General features: G+C 54.4%; 15 protein-coding genes. All 15 read right to left on the bottom strand.

Annotation, left to right across the window (positions count from 1 at the left end; genetic code table 11):
• Positions 1–61: 61 nt before the first annotated feature.
• Positions 62–1,213: a glycosyltransferase gene (locus tag RUDLU_RS0100835; RefSeq protein WP_019986439.1), complete on the bottom strand. Its 1,152-nt coding sequence runs from the start codon at positions 1,211–1,213 to the stop codon at positions 62–64.
• Positions 1,214–2,374 (bottom strand): glycosyltransferase, encoded by a 1,161-nt coding sequence (locus RUDLU_RS0100830; RefSeq protein ID WP_019986438.1) that lies wholly within the window; start codon positions 2,372–2,374, stop codon positions 1,214–1,216. It lies immediately after the preceding gene.
• Positions 2,371–3,813, bottom strand: coding sequence for an O-antigen ligase family protein (locus RUDLU_RS26710; protein ID WP_019986437.1), 1,443 nt, complete (start codon positions 3,811–3,813; stop codon positions 2,371–2,373). Before RUDLU_RS26710 ends, RUDLU_RS0100830 begins: the two co-directional genes overlap by 4 nt.
• An 82-nt stretch (positions 3,814–3,895) precedes the next feature.
• Entirely contained in the window at positions 3,896–4,789 is an 894-nt protein-coding gene (locus RUDLU_RS0100820) for a glycosyltransferase family 2 protein (protein WP_245581609.1), read from the bottom strand.
• A 66-nt stretch (positions 4,790–4,855) separates the two neighbouring features.
• On the bottom strand, positions 4,856–5,959 hold the full coding sequence (locus RUDLU_RS0100815; RefSeq protein WP_019986435.1) for a glycosyltransferase family 4 protein: 1,104 nt from the start codon (positions 5,957–5,959) through the stop codon (positions 4,856–4,858).
• A gap of 54 nt (positions 5,960–6,013) precedes the next feature.
• Complete coding sequence (locus RUDLU_RS0100810; RefSeq protein WP_019986434.1) at positions 6,014–6,988, bottom strand: hypothetical protein; 975 nt, start codon at positions 6,986–6,988, stop codon at positions 6,014–6,016.
• A 55-nt stretch (positions 6,989–7,043) separates the two neighbouring features.
• Entirely contained in the window at positions 7,044–8,129 is a 1,086-nt protein-coding gene (locus RUDLU_RS0100805; RefSeq protein ID WP_245581608.1) for a glycosyltransferase family 2 protein, read from the bottom strand.
• On the bottom strand, positions 8,077–8,910 hold the full coding sequence (locus RUDLU_RS0100800) for a DUF5672 family protein (protein ID WP_019986432.1): 834 nt from the start codon (positions 8,908–8,910) through the stop codon (positions 8,077–8,079). The genes RUDLU_RS0100805 and RUDLU_RS0100800 overlap by 53 nt, the downstream gene beginning before the upstream one ends.
• Entirely contained in the window at positions 8,907–9,941 is a 1,035-nt protein-coding gene (locus tag RUDLU_RS0100795; protein ID WP_019986431.1) for a glycosyltransferase family 9 protein, read from the bottom strand. The genes RUDLU_RS0100800 and RUDLU_RS0100795 overlap by 4 nt, the downstream gene beginning before the upstream one ends.
• Positions 9,942–9,943: 2 nt before the next feature.
• Entirely contained in the window at positions 9,944–10,948 is a 1,005-nt protein-coding gene (locus RUDLU_RS0100790; RefSeq protein WP_019986430.1) for a glycosyltransferase family protein, read from the bottom strand.
• 52 nt (positions 10,949–11,000) lie between these two features.
• Positions 11,001–12,104, bottom strand: a complete 1,104-nt coding sequence (locus tag RUDLU_RS0100785; RefSeq protein WP_019986429.1) for an acyltransferase family protein — start codon at positions 12,102–12,104, stop codon at positions 11,001–11,003.
• Positions 12,105–12,179: 75 nt separating this feature from the next.
• Complete coding sequence (locus tag RUDLU_RS0100780; protein WP_019986428.1) at positions 12,180–13,373, bottom strand: glycosyltransferase family 4 protein; 1,194 nt, start codon at positions 13,371–13,373, stop codon at positions 12,180–12,182.
• Positions 13,374–13,467: 94 nt separating this feature from the next.
• Positions 13,468–14,121: an acetyltransferase gene (locus tag RUDLU_RS0100775; protein ID WP_019986427.1), complete on the bottom strand. Its 654-nt coding sequence runs from the start codon at positions 14,119–14,121 to the stop codon at positions 13,468–13,470.
• 102 nt (positions 14,122–14,223) lie between these two features.
• Positions 14,224–14,922 (bottom strand): WbqC family protein, encoded by a 699-nt coding sequence (locus RUDLU_RS0100770; RefSeq protein WP_019986426.1) that lies wholly within the window; start codon positions 14,920–14,922, stop codon positions 14,224–14,226.
• 74 nt (positions 14,923–14,996) lie between these two features.
• Positions 14,997–17,171 (bottom strand): protein O-mannosyl-transferase family, encoded by a 2,175-nt coding sequence (locus tag RUDLU_RS0100765; RefSeq protein ID WP_019986425.1) that lies wholly within the window; start codon positions 17,169–17,171, stop codon positions 14,997–14,999.
• Positions 17,172–17,181: the final 10 nt, after the last annotated feature.

Raw genomic sequence — 17,181 nt, 5'->3', positions numbered from 1 at the left:
TATCCTTTTATAAACAACTACCAGCCTGCACAAATGTTGGTCGGCCGGTTACCTATTCTTGCTACCGCCCACACAGGGCAGCGTACTCATTTAAAAGCTGACGGGAGAGCCGGTCGATGTCGTACTTCTCAGTCACTAACCGGCGGGCGTTTTGCCGTACCGTGTCCCGGCGCGACTCATCTGATAAAAGCACGCGCAGCCCCGACAATACCCCTTCCGGCGTTAATTCGATTAACTGGGCCGCATCGTATTCCCGAATGGCCTCGCCAAAGCCCACGCGGTCAGAGAGTAAGCTCGGCGTACCCGCAGCCATTGCTTCCAAACAGGCCATTGAAAACCCTTCAGAATACGACGGCAGGGTAAACAGGGTGGCATCGGCAAGGGCGGCTTTTTTCAGATCTCCCTTAATCATGCCCACCATTCGGATTCGGTCGTCGAGCCCATATTGCCCGATAAACTGCCGGGCCGTTTGTGCGTACCCATCGTCGGGTCCGGCGAGTACCAGCACCGCATCGTCGTTCTGTTGGGCGTACTGCCTGAAAGCCGGCAACAATATGTCGAGGCCTTTCTTGGCGTTAAGCCGACTCATAAACAAAACGATTTTCTGCTCTTTTTTAATGTTAAATTCATGACGAAATGTATCCTTAGCAGGCATTTCGGCAAAGTCTCTGACCTTAACCCCATTGGGAATCAGCACGATATTTGGGTGAGCAATACCGAGATATTGGTGTACATCCTCACGTTCTTCCTCGGTAATGACGTGAATTAAGTCGGCCTGTTGCAGGAATCGTTTCTGGGCGAGGGTATCCACCAGCTGCTTTTTCCAGCGGCTTTGTGCGTAAGCCCAGCGGTCGAGTACGCCGTGTACCGTAACCACTTTGACAACGCCGGGGCTGTCGATCATAAACGGGGCCAGTGCGCCCCAGTGCCAGAGTCCGTGGCAATGCACCACATCGTACTCGCGGATGTGGGCCCGCAGGTAGCTAAACAAGGGCCACGAAAATTCACGAAACACACGGCTAATAGGTGCGGTTCGCTTAAACCGCACCAGCCGCCCCCCTTCCGGCACCGGATACGGGGTTTCCCCCTCAGAGTAAGGACTCAGAATATCGACCTGATGCCCCTCGGCTAAAGCGACCTCGGTATGATCGTAGATTACCTTCGGGGGACCACCGATCTCCCACGAATACGCACAGATATGGGCTATTTTCATTCAATGACCAAGTCTTAAAAATCCGGCCAGCATCTCGTCGGCCACCGCCCCGACCGACCAGGGCTTAATCATCTCTTCGGAGATCGCCCCCATCCGGGCCCGATCAGCATCGGATAGCTGCATGAGTTTCACCATCAGTCCGGTGAGCTGATCGGACTGATCGGGGTCGAACAAGAACCCATTCTCCCCATCTCGCACCAGATCACCCACACAGCCGCACCGATTCGACACCAGCACGGGCATACCACAAACCATGGCTTCGTTGACAACCAGTCCCCATGGTTCGGAGCGACTGGGCAACACCAGCACATCGGCCAGGGCAAGCGTTTGGGGCACCTCGTACCAGGGCGCTGCGGGCAAAAACCGCACCTGTCCGGTAATCCCGAGGTTCTGGGCTTGTTGTTCCAGAGCAGCTTGAAGCGGCCCGTCGCCCAGAAAAACAAGCCCCCAGCTACGATCGTCTACTTGTCGGCGGGCCTGAGCAAACGCATTAAGGAGGGCCGGCAGGTTTTTAGGCTCAATGAGCCTCCCCACAAAGACAAAGTTTCGGGAGGGCAAGCCCATCTGCGTCAACTTAGCGGAGCGGTTGGGGCAAATCTCGTTGAACACGCGCAGAAGAACATCGTTGTCAACGGCAGTTTTACGGAGCAGAATTTTACGGGCGGTTACCCCGAGTTGCATGAGGTACTCGGCCTGCAGGGAACCAAAGCAGAAAAAGCCATCGCAAAGCCGCAGAATGGCTCGTTTCAGGGCTTCTTTAGGTCCACCCCGCCCATGGTCGGCAGCCGTACTTTCCATTTGCATCACCACGGGTACACCCGTCAGTTTGGCATAGGCCAGCAGCGCCAGCTGGGCCGGATCGTAGTAGCCCGTGAGATACAGCACATCGGGCCGAAACTGCCGCATCCGGCTCAGCAACGCCCGGGTACGTTCACCAACCGACACCTCTTCCACAAACCGGTCAAATAGCAGTTCGTAGTCGTACCGATACACGGGCGCATGGGCAGCCGTGGTCTCCCACCCCGCCCGCGACCGTTCGTTTCGGGCAATCTGTAAGACCTTTATCTGGACATTGGCTGAGGCCGACCGCGCATGGAGCGCCTGAAATACAGCGGCTTTATAATGAGCCCAAAGAATGTTGTGAACAATCAGAACTTTCATGCGGCCGTTTCGGATGCCGATGGTTCTGAGACGACGTCGGTTTCGGCCGACAAGGCGTGGACAGCGCTGGGACCGGCCGGGTTAGGGACCGCATACCCATCGTAATCGTACGCCGGTGGGTTCGTCCAGAGTCGGATAGGGAACAAATGCTCGACCCCCACAAACCGGATCATCAACGCCAGCGGGTGCCAGAACGAGATCTCGTTGGGTCGACCATTGGTAAACATCTGGACGAAGATAAGCATGTAAAAATAGGCCAGACAGGTAGTGAGCGGGTTAGGGTTGGTGCGCATGGCCTGGAGGCAGTTGTAAAAAATGAGCAGGTTTAGCCCACCAAACAGCACCAATCCGGCGATTCCATGATTGATCCAGGCTTCGAGTACAGGGATGTCCAGGTACAGAAATTTGTATCCGTTTCCGAAAACCAGCATCTCCATGTGACCAATTAACACGTTGCCCAGAAAGCCCGTGCTGACGGTCCGGTTTGCCGATGAGGCATCGAAACTGGCCGCGTAGCCCGCCTTTGTTTTCAACCCAAGCAGAGCCAGGATATTTTCGGTATTCCGCTCGATAAAGCCCATGACATACCCGTACAGCAGGTTGTAAATGTCATTGTATCGTTGGAGGAACGCCATTAATCCCACGATAAAAATACCGATCGTGATAAGTGGTAATGGCTTGAAAAGGCCCCGAACAGCTGTTTTGATCTGTGCCGGACGGACATTGTAGAACATAAACAGGGCAATCACCAGCACCAGAGCCACAATACTCGAGCGCGTTTGGGTCATGACCAGAATAGCCGCACTCACAGCCCCCGTAAACAAGGCAAAAATCCGAAACAGCAGTCCTGTACGGGCATCAAACGCCCATACGCCACAAGCAACCACCCCCAACAGGGCGTTTCGGGCAAATACGTGCGGGTTACCCGACCGTTCGCCTGCTTCGCCCGCTGTACCAAAATTGATAGCTGCCCGCTGACCGAGAGCCCAGGTTGGGTCGGTAATCATGGCGTAAATCAGCCCCAGATTTGACACCAGTGTAAAAACGACAATGACCGGCACGGCCACTTCGATAATATCGTTGGGCACACAAACCACCAGAAACAGGAAAATAAACGCGAACAGAAAGTACATACTATCTGTCCCCAGCGCACTGAAACCGGGCTCTCCAACGAAATAAATCATGTAGAAGACCATCAGCAACAGGCAGGCGATGGCCATGTAGAAAGCCAGCAGGTTGGGTTTGTAGAGCTTCCGGAAAATGGAGAAAGGCACCATCAGGACAAACCCCAGGGCCAGAAAGCCAGCCGTAAAGGCCGAACTACCGGGAGCCAGCCCCATAGTTTCTTTCAAAAAAAAGATCAGCGGGTATCCGTCAACCACCATGCAGATGCCCACCACAATCCGCATGTAATCTACTTTTCTGAGTAACTGCAGCATGAAATCGTTATCCGTTGTCCGTCAATTCTTGCCGACCCCGGCCTGACCATAGCCAGTACCCGAGCAGCCCTTGCCCGACGACTTATTTTCTGAGTGACAGCCGGTGGCGAACGTAGGTAAAGTTGCCCCGGAATACAAAGTACAGCAATTTTCGGATGCGACAGTACCGCACCCAGAAGCTTTCGCCCCAACGGCTCTTAAGGGCCGGTGCGAATTTCTGCCGTATCCGGGCGTGTTCCTGAACACCAACCGTGGCAATATTCGAAGATTTGGCGTCGGGCTGCACCCGAAAACCACCCCAAAACCCGTCGACATGCCGGAACCGCACCCCCGGCTGTACGCCCAAACGGGCCACAATTTCGTAATCGATGACAAACCGGAGACTTTCGTCGAGCAGGCCAAACCGATCGAGCAGATCCCGGCGTACAAAAAACGACTGGTTAAAAACCTGCATTCCCTCGTAAATATGGCATTCGGCACAAAACGGGGGTACCCGCATCTCTTCAGTTATCGCGTCGTTTTCGTCGATAATGTACATATCACCGAAAAACACACCGGCTGTTGGGTCTTGTTGCCAGGCTTTAGCCACGCGCCAGAACGCATCGGGGGCAAACACATCGTCGGAGTTCTGAAACGCTACCAGGTCACCCGTTGCCCGCCGAAATCCTTTATTGATGGCATCGGTTTGCCCACGGTCACGTTCGCTTACCCAACCCGCCAGGTAAGGTTCGTATTTCTTGATTATCTCTACACTCCCATCTGTTGACCCACCGTCCATGATAAAGTATTCCAGGTTGGGATACCCCTGATTCAGGACGCTCAGAATGGTTCGCTCCAGGTATTCGACCTGATTATACGAGGGCGTCACAACGGTCAGTTTGGGTAGTTTCGCGGCCTCCTGACGAGGGGGAGCGCCCGTGGCTCCCAGTTCGGTCGTCACAAAGGAACGTAGCGAACGAGTTGATGAATCGTGCACAGACAAATAGCTCAGATTGAATCGTAGTAATGTGCAAAAATAGGGCACAAACCTATCGGGCCGTACTTAAGGGACCAATTCGCGGTAAACCTGCAGGGTCTGATGGGCGGTTTTCTCGCAGGAAAAGAGTTTAAGGCGCTCTGTGCCCATTGCTGTAAGTTCGGCCCGGCGAGCGTCGTTGAAAACCAGCCCCTCTACAGCCGCCAGCATCGACTCCTCGCTTTCGGGATCGAAATAAACGGCGGCTTCGCCCGCTACTTCGGGCAATGAGCTTCGGTCGCTCAGGAGCACAGGGCACTTACCGCTGAAAGCCTCCAGAACCGGAATCCCGAACCCTTCGTTAAGCGACGGAAATACAAACGCCCGGGCGTGCTGGTACAAATGCAAAAGCGAGGCATCGGTGATACCGTGCTGATGCACCTGCCCCGACAGTCCGGCCGCAGCAAACAGGGCCTGTTCGCCAGGCGTAAAGCTGCCCCCACCCGCGCACACCAGGTGCAGTTCGGGGTGGCGTTTCAGCAAAGGCGCAATGGCCTTAAAAAATAAGTCAAAATTCTTGTAGAACGGGCGTTTGCCTACGTAAAGCAGGTACTCGTACGGCAGTGGCTGAAGCCCTGTGGTATCGGCCTCACCGAGCGTCGTACCCAGATGCACCACATCGACCCGGTCGGGGCCAATGCCAAAAAATCGCTCAATCTCCTGCCGTGAAAACTCCGACACAGCAATGATTCGATCGGCCCGGTTGAGCAAGACTTTTTTCAGTTCAGGCAGGTGCTGCCCCACGTCGGGAAACTGATCGGCATAGCGTTCGCTGGTGGCATCGTGAAACGTGATCACAAACGGTTTTTTGCCGATGTAATCCAGAAAATAACGATGGTAGTACGTCGGGTGAAACACATCGAACCGCCCGGCCCGCAAGTGCCGGATGCTGTTCATCCGGTTTAAAACCGAGGCTACCTGATTGGCCCGTTGGTTGTGTGCCAACGGTTTAAATGTAAAGTGATTCGCGAAAGGGCGATTGGCCAGATACTCGCTATTCGACAACAACAGCGAAAGGTCAAACCTCACCCCGTCTTCCTGGCTCAGGCAGCGCAAAAGATCGTAAAAATACCGAGCCACCCCGCCGTACGTGTGCCCGGTAAAGGCCTGATGGTCATACAGTATATTCATGTTGGGCAATTGGGTGGGAGTTTGCTGAGCCCAGGCATGGGCGTCGGGCTACGTTTATTTCCAAACGGGCAATGGCATCGTATTTATCTGCTGGGCCAGACTGCGCAGAGCCTTCACCGCCCCCCGGCGCCAGCCAAAGACCACCGGCTTCTCGGGTTGGCGGCCATAGGCAGGCCGCCGATCAAAAGCGGGCTGAGCGAGTCGTTGTACGGCCGCGCGATAATCGGCCAGAAGCCGTTGCAGCGCGGAATCACGAGTGGGGTCAACGCGAGTTTGGTACGCAAAGAAACCCTCGCTCCGATCGTAGAGCCCTTTGAAGTTGACCCACAGTGGTTGTTCGGGTTTATCCTTTGCTGCCGCCCACTCATGCCAGTTCCAGAGCCCCCGGTGCCAGTCGATGTTTTTAGCAATCAGAACTCCCTCGAAAAAAGCGGGGACGTGCATGAGCCAGATCTGATCGAGACACAGGCTTTCGCAGAAATCGATCTGGGCCCTCGTCTGCACCCGGTCTTCCCACCAGGCGAGCATCCGATCGGTTTCGGCCGACCGGCGTAGGGCCAGAAAATCGGCATTGTACAGCCCAATATTTTGCATATACTTCTCGTCGGGCAGGGCGCCATCAGCTGGCGCTTTCTGCATAAACGGGGTAAGCAGTATCGAGGCCGCGTGCAACTGCTCCAGTACAGGCGTCAGTGGCGCGTAGAGAGCCGAGTTGGGGTCGAGGTAGATCAGGTGTTGTGCCTCCGGAAACTGCGCATACACGGCCCGTAAAAACGTGGGTTTCAGTGCCCCCGCCAACTCGGTGGGTGAGTAGCTATCCGATACTGTTTTGAGCGCATCGGGCGTTAGTACCGACGCAACCGGCAATACCCGATACGGCAGGCTAATTCCGTCTATACCCTGTTCGGCGTCGGCCAGACCGATAACAAACGTAGCATTGGGGTGCAGCCTGTCGACCGATTGGCCCAGCGCGAGCGCCTGCGGGAGTTGTCGGACGGTGCAGACTGTCAGAAATAATAAATCAGACACTAACCAGTTTGTAGTTTACGAGTGACAGGCATGGAGTAATCCCGGCCTATTCGGATTATTCAAGCATATCGCCGACGGCCGCCAGATACGGGCTATACCAATCGGCCGACGGGTCGGCGTAGCGGTGATAATTCCCTTTCTGCAAATCGTTCAGAACAGGCCAAAGCCGCCGGAGCCGATTGTCGGGCAAGGTACTGCGCATGGTATAATGGGCCAGTTTACGGTCCAGTTGCTGCATACCATCCAGAGTTGGGTCTACGCGTTCGCGAAGGTAGTGCCTTATACGCAGCAATTTGTCACGCATCTTCGCCAACGGCTCTAATTTTAAGGAGCGGTCCCGGCTAAACCGGTCGCTCAACCGAATCCGGGGGCCAGGTGGTTCGCCCCGCACGCCTACCTGCTGTTGCGCGTGCGTGCGGTACAGCTGCAGTGGCTTGTCGACAAACTGAATCACATTCATCGACGCCCCAACGAGCGAAATCCAGCCATCATAGATGTACGAGGGAATATCGGTGGGAATAGGCAGCAAGCGGTTCATAAACGTCCGCCGAATCACGGTAGCACACCCCATCATGCGGTTCCCATCGAGCAGAACCTCCATAGCGAGGCCCTCTTTCCAACGCTGTTGCTGAAGGTCGTCGAGCCGTACCTGCGTCCAGAAGAGCCGATCGAGGTTTTGCAGGGCATCGTCGGCCATGTAGGCATTGCAAAAGGCAATCTGTACGTCAGGATTCGACCCCATGAAATCGGTCATAGTCTGAAGTTTTTCCGGAAACCAGTAATCGTCCTGGTCACAGATAAATACCAGATCGCCCGTACAGCGGCTCAGGGCCTGCTCAAAATTTTTGTTGAATCCCAATTGCGCATCGTTTCGCACCGGCACAACGGTAAACGGGGCCTGTGCAGCAAGTTCTTGCACCAATGCCCAAGTACCGTCGGTTGAGCGGTCGTCACAAACGACAATTTCGTCGGGTTGTCGGGTTTGTTTCAGCAGGCTATCCCACTGTTCTCGCAGGTGGGCTTCACCATTGTATGTACATAACGCAATCGAGATCTTCGGTACAGGCATATGCATCATTACGCGTAGCTCAAATTTGGTAGCCCAACCGGGCAAAAAGCGGCCGCCAGTAATCAGTGCCATGAATATCCCAGGCATGGCACCCAAACGGCAGTTGCCCGCCATTGTAATCACGAACGGCCCGCTCGGGGTAAAACTCTACGGCAAAACGTAACCCGGTGCGAAAGTCAGGAATACGCAGGTGCGGCCAGTACCGATTTACTTCGATGCTGAAAAACACATCTTCGTTGTACTGATGCAGCGTTTGGGCCTCATATTCCTGAATAGTACGCTCAAACCGTTGCAGGCAGGCGTGCATGGCCTTGACCCGGCGCAACGAAAAACCACCATTACCGACTTCATTCAGGGTAATGATCTCACGGGGAGTTATGCCATCCGCTTTTTTCAGGTTCAACCAGGTCGCTATTTGCTTCTTGGCATCGAAAATAAACTCATCTAACCGACCCGAAAAATCAATATCCCGGAGCCAGGGGGCACCAATATAATCATAATTTCGACGGCACCAATCCGGTAGCTCATCCCGAAAAACAAAGGCATCCAACTGATGAATCAGGATGTACTCGTATTCAAAGAAGGCCTCGTAGAACTGTTTCGACAACATGAGTTGGTTATACGACTGCACGCTTTCGAAAAACGAGTCGGCAAACCGCCGAACCTCCACCTGCGGGAATTGCCCGGTAATGGCCGATACATCGAGTGCCTGCGGGCACACGAGCACAATCGGGTAATGCCCCAGCACCCGGGTACACTGCGTCAGGGCAATATGTTCGTAGGGGCTCAGTTGCGGCTTGTACACCGGTACAACCACGCCCACCAGGTTGCCTGTCGGGGCTTTTTTTGTCATACGTACCGGGCTTGGGTTAAGTGTTGCTGAACGGCCCCCTGCACCCATTCAAACGGGAGTTCGGAACACGGAGAGCCAAGCTTATTCAGGATAGTAACCCCCTCACCCCGCTTATACCGACCCGAATAGGGCAGATACTCAACGTAATCGAACAGTTTACCCAGCAAAATAACCCCATCCGTACCCATGGCGTTGGCGAAGTGTGCCGGGCCGCTGTCGATACCAATAAACAAGCGAGCCTTGCCAATTACCTCGGCGGTTTGCAACATGCTCAGTTGGCCGCATAAGTCAATAAACCGGGGATTGCTGTTGTGCACAACCGGTTTCAGGCCTACTTCGACCACCGGATAAGGATACGTTTCGAGGAGCCAGTTTACCAGCCGATCCCACGCATGCGGGGGCCAATCGCGTGGGGTGTAGCTCGACTGACAGTGAATCACCACCGCATTATCGGGTAGGTTCAGGGCAGCTACCCGCCGGACATCGGCCTCCGGTATGTACATCCGGGGCTCATCTGTGATGGCTGGTAAGCCAGCCGCCCGCGAGAAAACATCCAGCAGGTCGCCGTGGAAGTAATAGTTGGCGTAATCAATACCGAGCGAGTCGGCAATCGGATTGACGGGGTCTTCCTTACAGTATTTACACTTCCGGTGCGACAGGTGTAGGTTATACACCGTATCGAACACACCCGTACCAAGCAGGCGAGTCCGTTCGCCGGGACAAAGCTCCAGCACGTAACTGTCGATGTTTGGGTTGTGCAGTATCAGATCCAGATACGGCTTACGCACAAACCAGACGATATGAGCGTTTGGGTGCCGCCGACGCACTTCGCGACCAACGGGCTCACAAGCGACAATATCCCCCATTTGTTCGGACAGCACAATGGCTACCAGCGGGCGTTGACCGATGCGGATTTTACGCCAGCGCAACAGACAATACTTGTACGCAACCGACAGGTATTTGTGGGCGATATGACTGTACTTGTGGTACCGATGCGTCCAGAGTTGCTTAAAACGAGGCCAGGTGGTCATGGCTACTTCCTTTCTTCGAGTAGTGCGATCAGTTTATGAATTGGCGCATTCAACAGCCGTCTGACTCGCTTGTAACGCATCACTTTAGGCGGTTTTATATACACACATGGGTATTTGCGGTACCGGTCGTTATGGTTAGCCAGCAAACTCGTCCGGTATATTTCGAACAGCGGCCGCATATCGGAGCGCTGCCGCTCGGGCGCGTCACCCACAAATGTGTACCGGGTCTGGTATTTCGAAATTTCGTCGGGTTTGTACGGATCGTACCCACTGAAATGGAAAAACTGGAGGGGCTCGTCGCCGTTAATCATCCATGTTTCGCCCGACAGACTCGCCTGCCGTTCGTGCAGGTTCCAGTAGGCCACATTATAGCCCCGATGCTTTTCAATCCAGACGTTCTGATGGTACACCGGTGCAAAATTAACCCAATGCTGATCGACAAACAGGCCCGCGCAGAGGTCGATACGACACTCGTACACAAGCCGTTCTTTCCACCAATTCACAAACGTACGGGCTTCGGTGCTGTTATTGAGCCCAATAAAGCCAAGGTTGAAAATCCCCGTGCCGAGGTGATGCTGCTCGTTGGGGCGCTCCCAGTCGGGGGTAGGCGCACAAGTATGGGGGGTGAGCACCATACTGTAGGTATCCAGATGGTTTTCGAGCCGGGTTAGGGGCTGAAACACGATAATGTCCGGGTCGAAATAGATCACTTTGTCGTACTGGGGCGACGACTCGTAAAAGTAATCGATGAAAAACGGCTTCACGGCCGTATTCAACTCGGTAATATCATACCGGTCGCACATGGCTTCAAAATCAGGAATCCCGATTTTAGCCACTTCGATCATCGGAAAGTCGGGGATCAGGTCGGCCGAGAGGTTAGCCGCAGCCAAATCATCGACCAGCCCAATGATATACGTCCAGTCCGGATTGGTACGTCGTAACGAATCGCCCAGGGTACGCGCCTGGGCCAGATAATTGACGGAGCAAATGGTAAATGCGAGGGTCATGAAAAGAGGTCTGAATTCGCAAACGAAGTTGAGCCGGCGGTCGGGTTAACCCTCATTCCGTTGGATGCTCTTTTCGGCGGTCGGTTGGTGTGTTTTTATACGAAAAATATTGTTTCAGCGAGTTTATCGGCTTCTCAAACGCATACCATGATACGCTGGCTACTGCAATGAGCACCGCCAAACTGAAGGCCCGATGCCCCCAATACCCCAAATCAGGTACATGCCCGCGTAGCAGCCGGTTCATCACCCGCAACACAAACGGCACAATATAACCCGGAACAATCATATGGAATACATACAGGCCATAGCTGATTCGGCCAATGTACTGTAAGGCACCGTTATCGAGCACACGACCCGCGCCCCCTTTGAACCCAAAACTCGCTCCCACTACCAGGTAGAGGGCCAATATCGAAATTACAAACCGTTCGAACAGCACCACCAGGATATGGTCGTCGGGCAGGAACAGCAAAACCCCCATGAGCGCCAGCGCTATCCCGGCCGCACCGTTCAGCATCGACCGAAACCGGGGGATCTGATCGGGCACCTGTACGGTAACCCAGGCCCAAAGCGCTCCCAAACCGAACGAGTCCAGGTTGGCAGGGGTCAGTACCCCGTCCAGGTCGCCCTGACTGTAGCCATACGCCCGAAACAGAATCCCGGTCAGAACCATACCCGCTATAACGCTAACCAGCCGCCGGGATGGTAACAACAGCACCACCCAGGGCCACACCAGATACAACTGTTCTTCAACGCCCAGCGTCCAGAACGGCGACAGCAGGTCGGCCCAGTTGCCGGTTTGGTGAAGCAGAATATTGTAGCCGTAGAGGTAAAAGTACAACGGGCGCTCGTTGATATCGGAGGCTTCGGGAATGAGGAGCCAAACGGCCGTTATGACCAGGTAATACAACGGGAAAATTCGTAGCGCCCGCCGAATAAAGAAGTTCCGATACGTATTGCCCAGCGTACTCGCCCCGGCCTGAATGGAGGCCCGGTTGGCGAGCAGAATCCGCGTAATAAGAAACCCACTGATCACGAAAAACACCATAACCCCAATAGTGCCGTTGGGCAACCAGTTGATACCGACGCCGGTAGGGAACCAATGGTAAATAATTACCAACGCCACCGCAAACGTGCGGAGAGCGTCGAGTTGGGGCATATGTCCGAGATTTTTCAACGGGCGCGTAGTCGACTTGGGGTTATAACGGGTGATTTCGGCTTTTTCGGGATAGGCTTACGGGTTCAATAGCTTTGTGAATAGATTGAGCAGCACACTAACGCCTTGCTCGGCGGGGTGCCGTTCGAGTACTTTTTCGCGTAGCCGCTGCCCTAACTGTCGGGCCTGCTCGGGTGCTTCGGCCAGGGTAACAATGGCGCGGGCCATGGCATCAACATGCAGGTAGGGTACTATCACACCCGCATCCGTCTCGACCAGTTCGGGCGAGCCACCGGCTCCCGCAAAACATATCACGGGGACTTCACACAAGCCCGCTTCGAGCACGACCAGCGGGTACGGGTCCTCGCGCGAGGTGAGTGCAAACATATTGAAGCGGCTCATGTACATCAGCACATCGGGGGTGGGCTCCAGAAAATGCACCCGCTCCGTGAGCCAGGCTTTTTGCACATCAAGCCATAGTTCGTCGCGGTACGGGCCTTTAGGCACCCCTACCCACACGAAATAGATGGGCGCGGCCGGGGCCATATTAGCTACCAAACGGGCCAGCAAAACAAACAAATCGTTGCCTTTACGCCATTCGGCATTGCCACAACCGCCCACCAGAATAGCGTCGGGCGGAATACCCAACTGCCGAACCAACCCGGCTCCGTCGGCTTCGCGCGCCCGGTCGACGTTCTGAACCAACCGGGGCGTATCGATCAGCGTAAACAGGGTAATCCGGGCCGGATCGAACCCGTGCGCTTCCATGTAATAATTAGCCGTTGCTTTCGATACAGCCAGCATATGCGTGGTCCGATCGAGCAAATAACGAAGCTCATCGGGGCGGGTGTACATCTGCACCGACATGGCCAGCTCGTGCACAAACGTAACCACCGGCACCTTAGGCGATAGGTTCAATTGACCGAACCAGCGGGCACTTGTTACAGTATTAACCAGCACCAGATCCACGCCATCAAGGTTAAGCTCCTGCCGGAGGGTAGCCTGCCGGGTAGCCTGCTGCTTGCGGTAGCGACTTTCCCAAACTCCCAGTTTGCCCAGTACCTTGTCGGCTACCGGCCCGACAACGTGGGCGGGCTCTGCGGGCCAGATGGTCACGGGTGCCAACGCCTGGTAATCGGCCAGCAACGGCCCTCCCTCACCCAGCAGCAAGCGCATCGTTACGTTTTGTGCCCGCAGCAGTCGCATGAGTTGCAGCAGTACCAGCTGTGCGCCGGCCCGGTTGGCATCGTGTCCTATTAACAGTAGGTTCATAGCAGTGAACAACGAACAGTGAACAACGAACAGCGATACGTTGAAGCAGTATTTTGTTGCTACTGTTCGTTGTCCACTGTTCGTTGCTCACTGACTAATACGTTTCGTAGCTTGGTTTGGGGAGTTTTTTGGGCGGGTTGCCAATGTAGACACCCCACGGCTCGGAGTCTTTGTAAAGCGCCGATGCCATACCGAGCAGCGTGCCCTCGGCGACGTTGAGGTAGTCGCGGATGGTGCTGTTGACGCCAAAAAAGCTGTACGATCCAATATGGCAGTGACCCGACATAACCACGTGCGAGGTAAAAAAGACGTGATCGTCGATCCGGCCGTGGTGCCCGATGTGATTACCACTCCAAAGTACTACATTGTTGCCAATGGTGGTAAACGGCTGAATGGTGTTGTCTTCCAGAATGAAGCAGTTCTCGCCGATTTCGTTGCCAAAGTGCGTTGCTTTGGAACTGATATACGAAATAAACGGGTATCCTTTTGCTTTGGCTTCCAGATACACACGCTCCCGATTTTTGTTCATGCCGCGCCCGGTCATGGGCGCGAAGAAATGATATTCGCCCGGCGTAAATACCGTTTCTACCTCTTCGAAAGCTACCACCGGAAGCCCCCGAAACTCCGTACCGTTCATATATTCCCGGTTGACGGTAAACGCAACCACCTCGTGCTCGGAGTCGTGCGTCAGGTAGAAGTGGGCCAGTTCGGCCGTATCCAGAATTCCAAAGATGACTACTTTTGCCATACGTTTTTGAGCGAATTAGCGGTTGAGCAGACCGTCGGGCGGCCTATTCTATTCTTCATTTCAAGCCTTATGTGCAATGGACACACCCGGCCTGCCTGTTACTTATACCAGTTCGAACAGACCGAACATAGCCCGGACATCGTTGACGTCGTTGACCATCACAATATCCAGAATTGACAGCCAAGGTACGAACTCTGGCGCTTGCTGCGTGTATTCTACCCGTTTTGACTTAATAAAGCTCAGTTGGACACCGGCTTGGGCAAATCGCTCCCGATCATACAACTCCTGCCCACCAATCGGATTGATGTAATGAGTGGCTCCCTCCTGTCCACAAATATCCAGAATCCGCTCCTGCGCTTTCAGGTGGCCATTTTCGTAGATCGTCGACGACGGAATCAGCGCGGTTGTAATATCAAGGTAGGTCGTTAGTTCGGTGAAACTGTGAAAGATGTAGTCGGCGATATTGTCGGCCTCAAAATTCACAATTCGCTCCAGCATCGGCATCACGACTTCGTAATGCGAGGCTTTCCGGTAGCCCTGTTCTACTGTTTTGAGCAATTTACCGCGCCATTTTGGGTCACTGCTGAGGGCAATTTCCCGGATGGTTTTGTTTTGACTGGCCCCCTGCAACGGCACCGTGAACAAGTGTTCTTTACCCCCAAGTAGCATTCGGTTACGGTTTACCCAACCCCGGTTGATAAAGGCGACGTCATCATAAAACACAAACTTATCAACCGTATTCATCAGTTGTAAATACCCGATGTACGGCAAGAAGTAGGGTTGCATGATGGCAAGAGTCATAGAATGCTGAGTTTTGGGTTTATCGTTAGCAGGTCTGGTTGATTCGGCATCAACGGGGAGCTACCTACTCGAAACTACTTCAATTTTCGCAGGTAATAATCTTCGCCCGGCACCACAACGTTATGCGTCATGGTGGTATCGGTGCCCAGACGGATATCGCCCGGTTGGGGCTTTATCACGCTACTGGCAAAAAAGAGGTAACCCGCTTCTTTCGGAATAGGCTGCACCCCGCGTTCAAACGGATTGATCGGAATGAGCCGCCGTTGGAGTCGGGGGCCGTAGAGCGGGTACTCATAATCATCGTTGATGGTACCCAACGCTACGGTTGCCGTGTCGGGCACCATATCGTCGAAGCGCTTATAAGGCACATAAATATCAGGCCGCCCGATGGTCATCACCCGAACACGGTCGGCTTCAAATGCCGACGGAAACTCGCGCCAGGCAAACGGCAACGCCCGAATGTTGAGAAACACGCAAAGCAGAGCCGAAAGGCAACCGAGCAGGACAACCCCACCCACATAGGCTTTACCCAGCAGTCGGCCCGGCACATCGACCCGAATATTGGGAGCCAGAAACAGCAACGACATGAAGGTGACCCCAAACAAGCCCGTTTCGATAAAATAACGCCCTTTGAAGGGATCATACGGAGCAGAATATGACAGGGCAATAAAATGCAGCAGCAAGGCAGCCCCCAGAAACAGGTGCGGAATGGACCGTACGATCGACAGTCCTACCAGCAAAATGAGAGGAAAAATGAGGGCAAACCCAATGACACCCCAATACGGGTTGGCATTGTAGAACACAAACCGGCGGTCGAACGCAAAGGGCTGAATGGAGAAATCAGTCACCTCGTCGAGACGGAGGTTGAGTTTGTCTTCAAGGTACACCAACGGCATACGCATCACCTGATTCGCCTTAAAGCCCAGATCGGTATTCCGAATACCGTCCAGATTGATATGGTCGTACCCGTACCGGATTACGTTGCGCGTTCCCTGAACGATCAGGTTTTTGGTTGAGCCCGCGCGCTCCACCGACTGATGCTTGAGCGCCGTTGGTGGTCCAATCGGATGCCCAAAGACCTGAATATTTTTCAAATAACCGGTGGGCAGGGTCCAGATCGAAACCGCTACCAGAATGGCTACCCCCAGGCGCATCACACGCCCAAAGAATATCCCGAAGGACGGAGCCCAGAATACCGTGTAAATCATGATAATAAACACCGAGGGCAACAGAAGCAGGAACGTAATTTTGTGCCCCAGCGCCAGCGCAAACGCCATAGCAGCCAGCCACAGATACCGATTTTCGCGCTCACCGACTCCCTCTGTGACCTGTGCAACTGAAGCCCGACCATCCGTGGCCCGACCTTGCGAGGCCCGACCTTCCGTGGCCCGATACGAAAACAGGGCGTAGAGCAACACGCTGAGGTAAGCCGTCAGCACAATGTCTGTTTCGGTGGTGATGGCCTGCATCAGAAAATCAGGCAGCAGCGCGTAAGCAATGGCGCAGAAAATGCTCGCCGACAGTGAGGGGGCCTGCCCGCGCAGTTGGGCCAGTCGCTGCACAATACCAAACACAGCCACAATGGCCGTCCAATAGCTGAGATGGTGAATCAGCTTGAACGCATTTTCGAACCGGCCGGTAATCAGGAATGAATAAATCTGAATGGTACAGACGCTCTTGGGGTACGTGTCTATATTCCAGTTTGTACCACCGAAGTGCCGCATGGTTCCGCGTTGAATATACTGCATCACGCGGTTGAGGTGTCCGGTCATGCTATCCCATTCGTTGGGCACCGTAAATAGTACCAACAGCAGATTGGTCACCGCAATGATCGCCAGCGTCCCGAAAATGGCCGAGAAAACTACCTTCGGAAAGGTACTCAGCCCCCGGAACCACTCAGTGAGCAGGTCCCAGCGGTCGGCCAGCAGTTGCCGCACCGAAAACCGAAGAGGCCGGTTTGGGTCTTGCGACCGAATCAGCACACGGAGTACATATGCCAGAATCGTGGCCGTGATAAATACCGAAACACCCCAGGCAGTTGCATTGCCTGTGAGGTACAAGGCCGACAGAATCCAGCCCGCCGGAATCACGCTCCCCGTAAACAGCAGAAACGATACCAGCCACCATTCGCTCAGCGACCGCCGGGCAATACCCGACGCCAACCGGCCGATGTAGCCAATAAAAAGCAGGAATAAAACGTAATGCAATACCAGCAGCGACCCGTCGATCAGGTTAAACAGCAACACCATAGATTGTCCG

It is taken from the genome of Rudanella lutea DSM 19387, from assembly GCF_000383955.1.
Taxonomy (GTDB): domain Bacteria; phylum Bacteroidota; class Bacteroidia; order Cytophagales; family Spirosomataceae; genus Rudanella; species Rudanella lutea.
The sequence above is the reverse complement of the archived record's forward strand: the minus strand, read 5'-3'. Positions and strand labels throughout refer to the sequence as shown.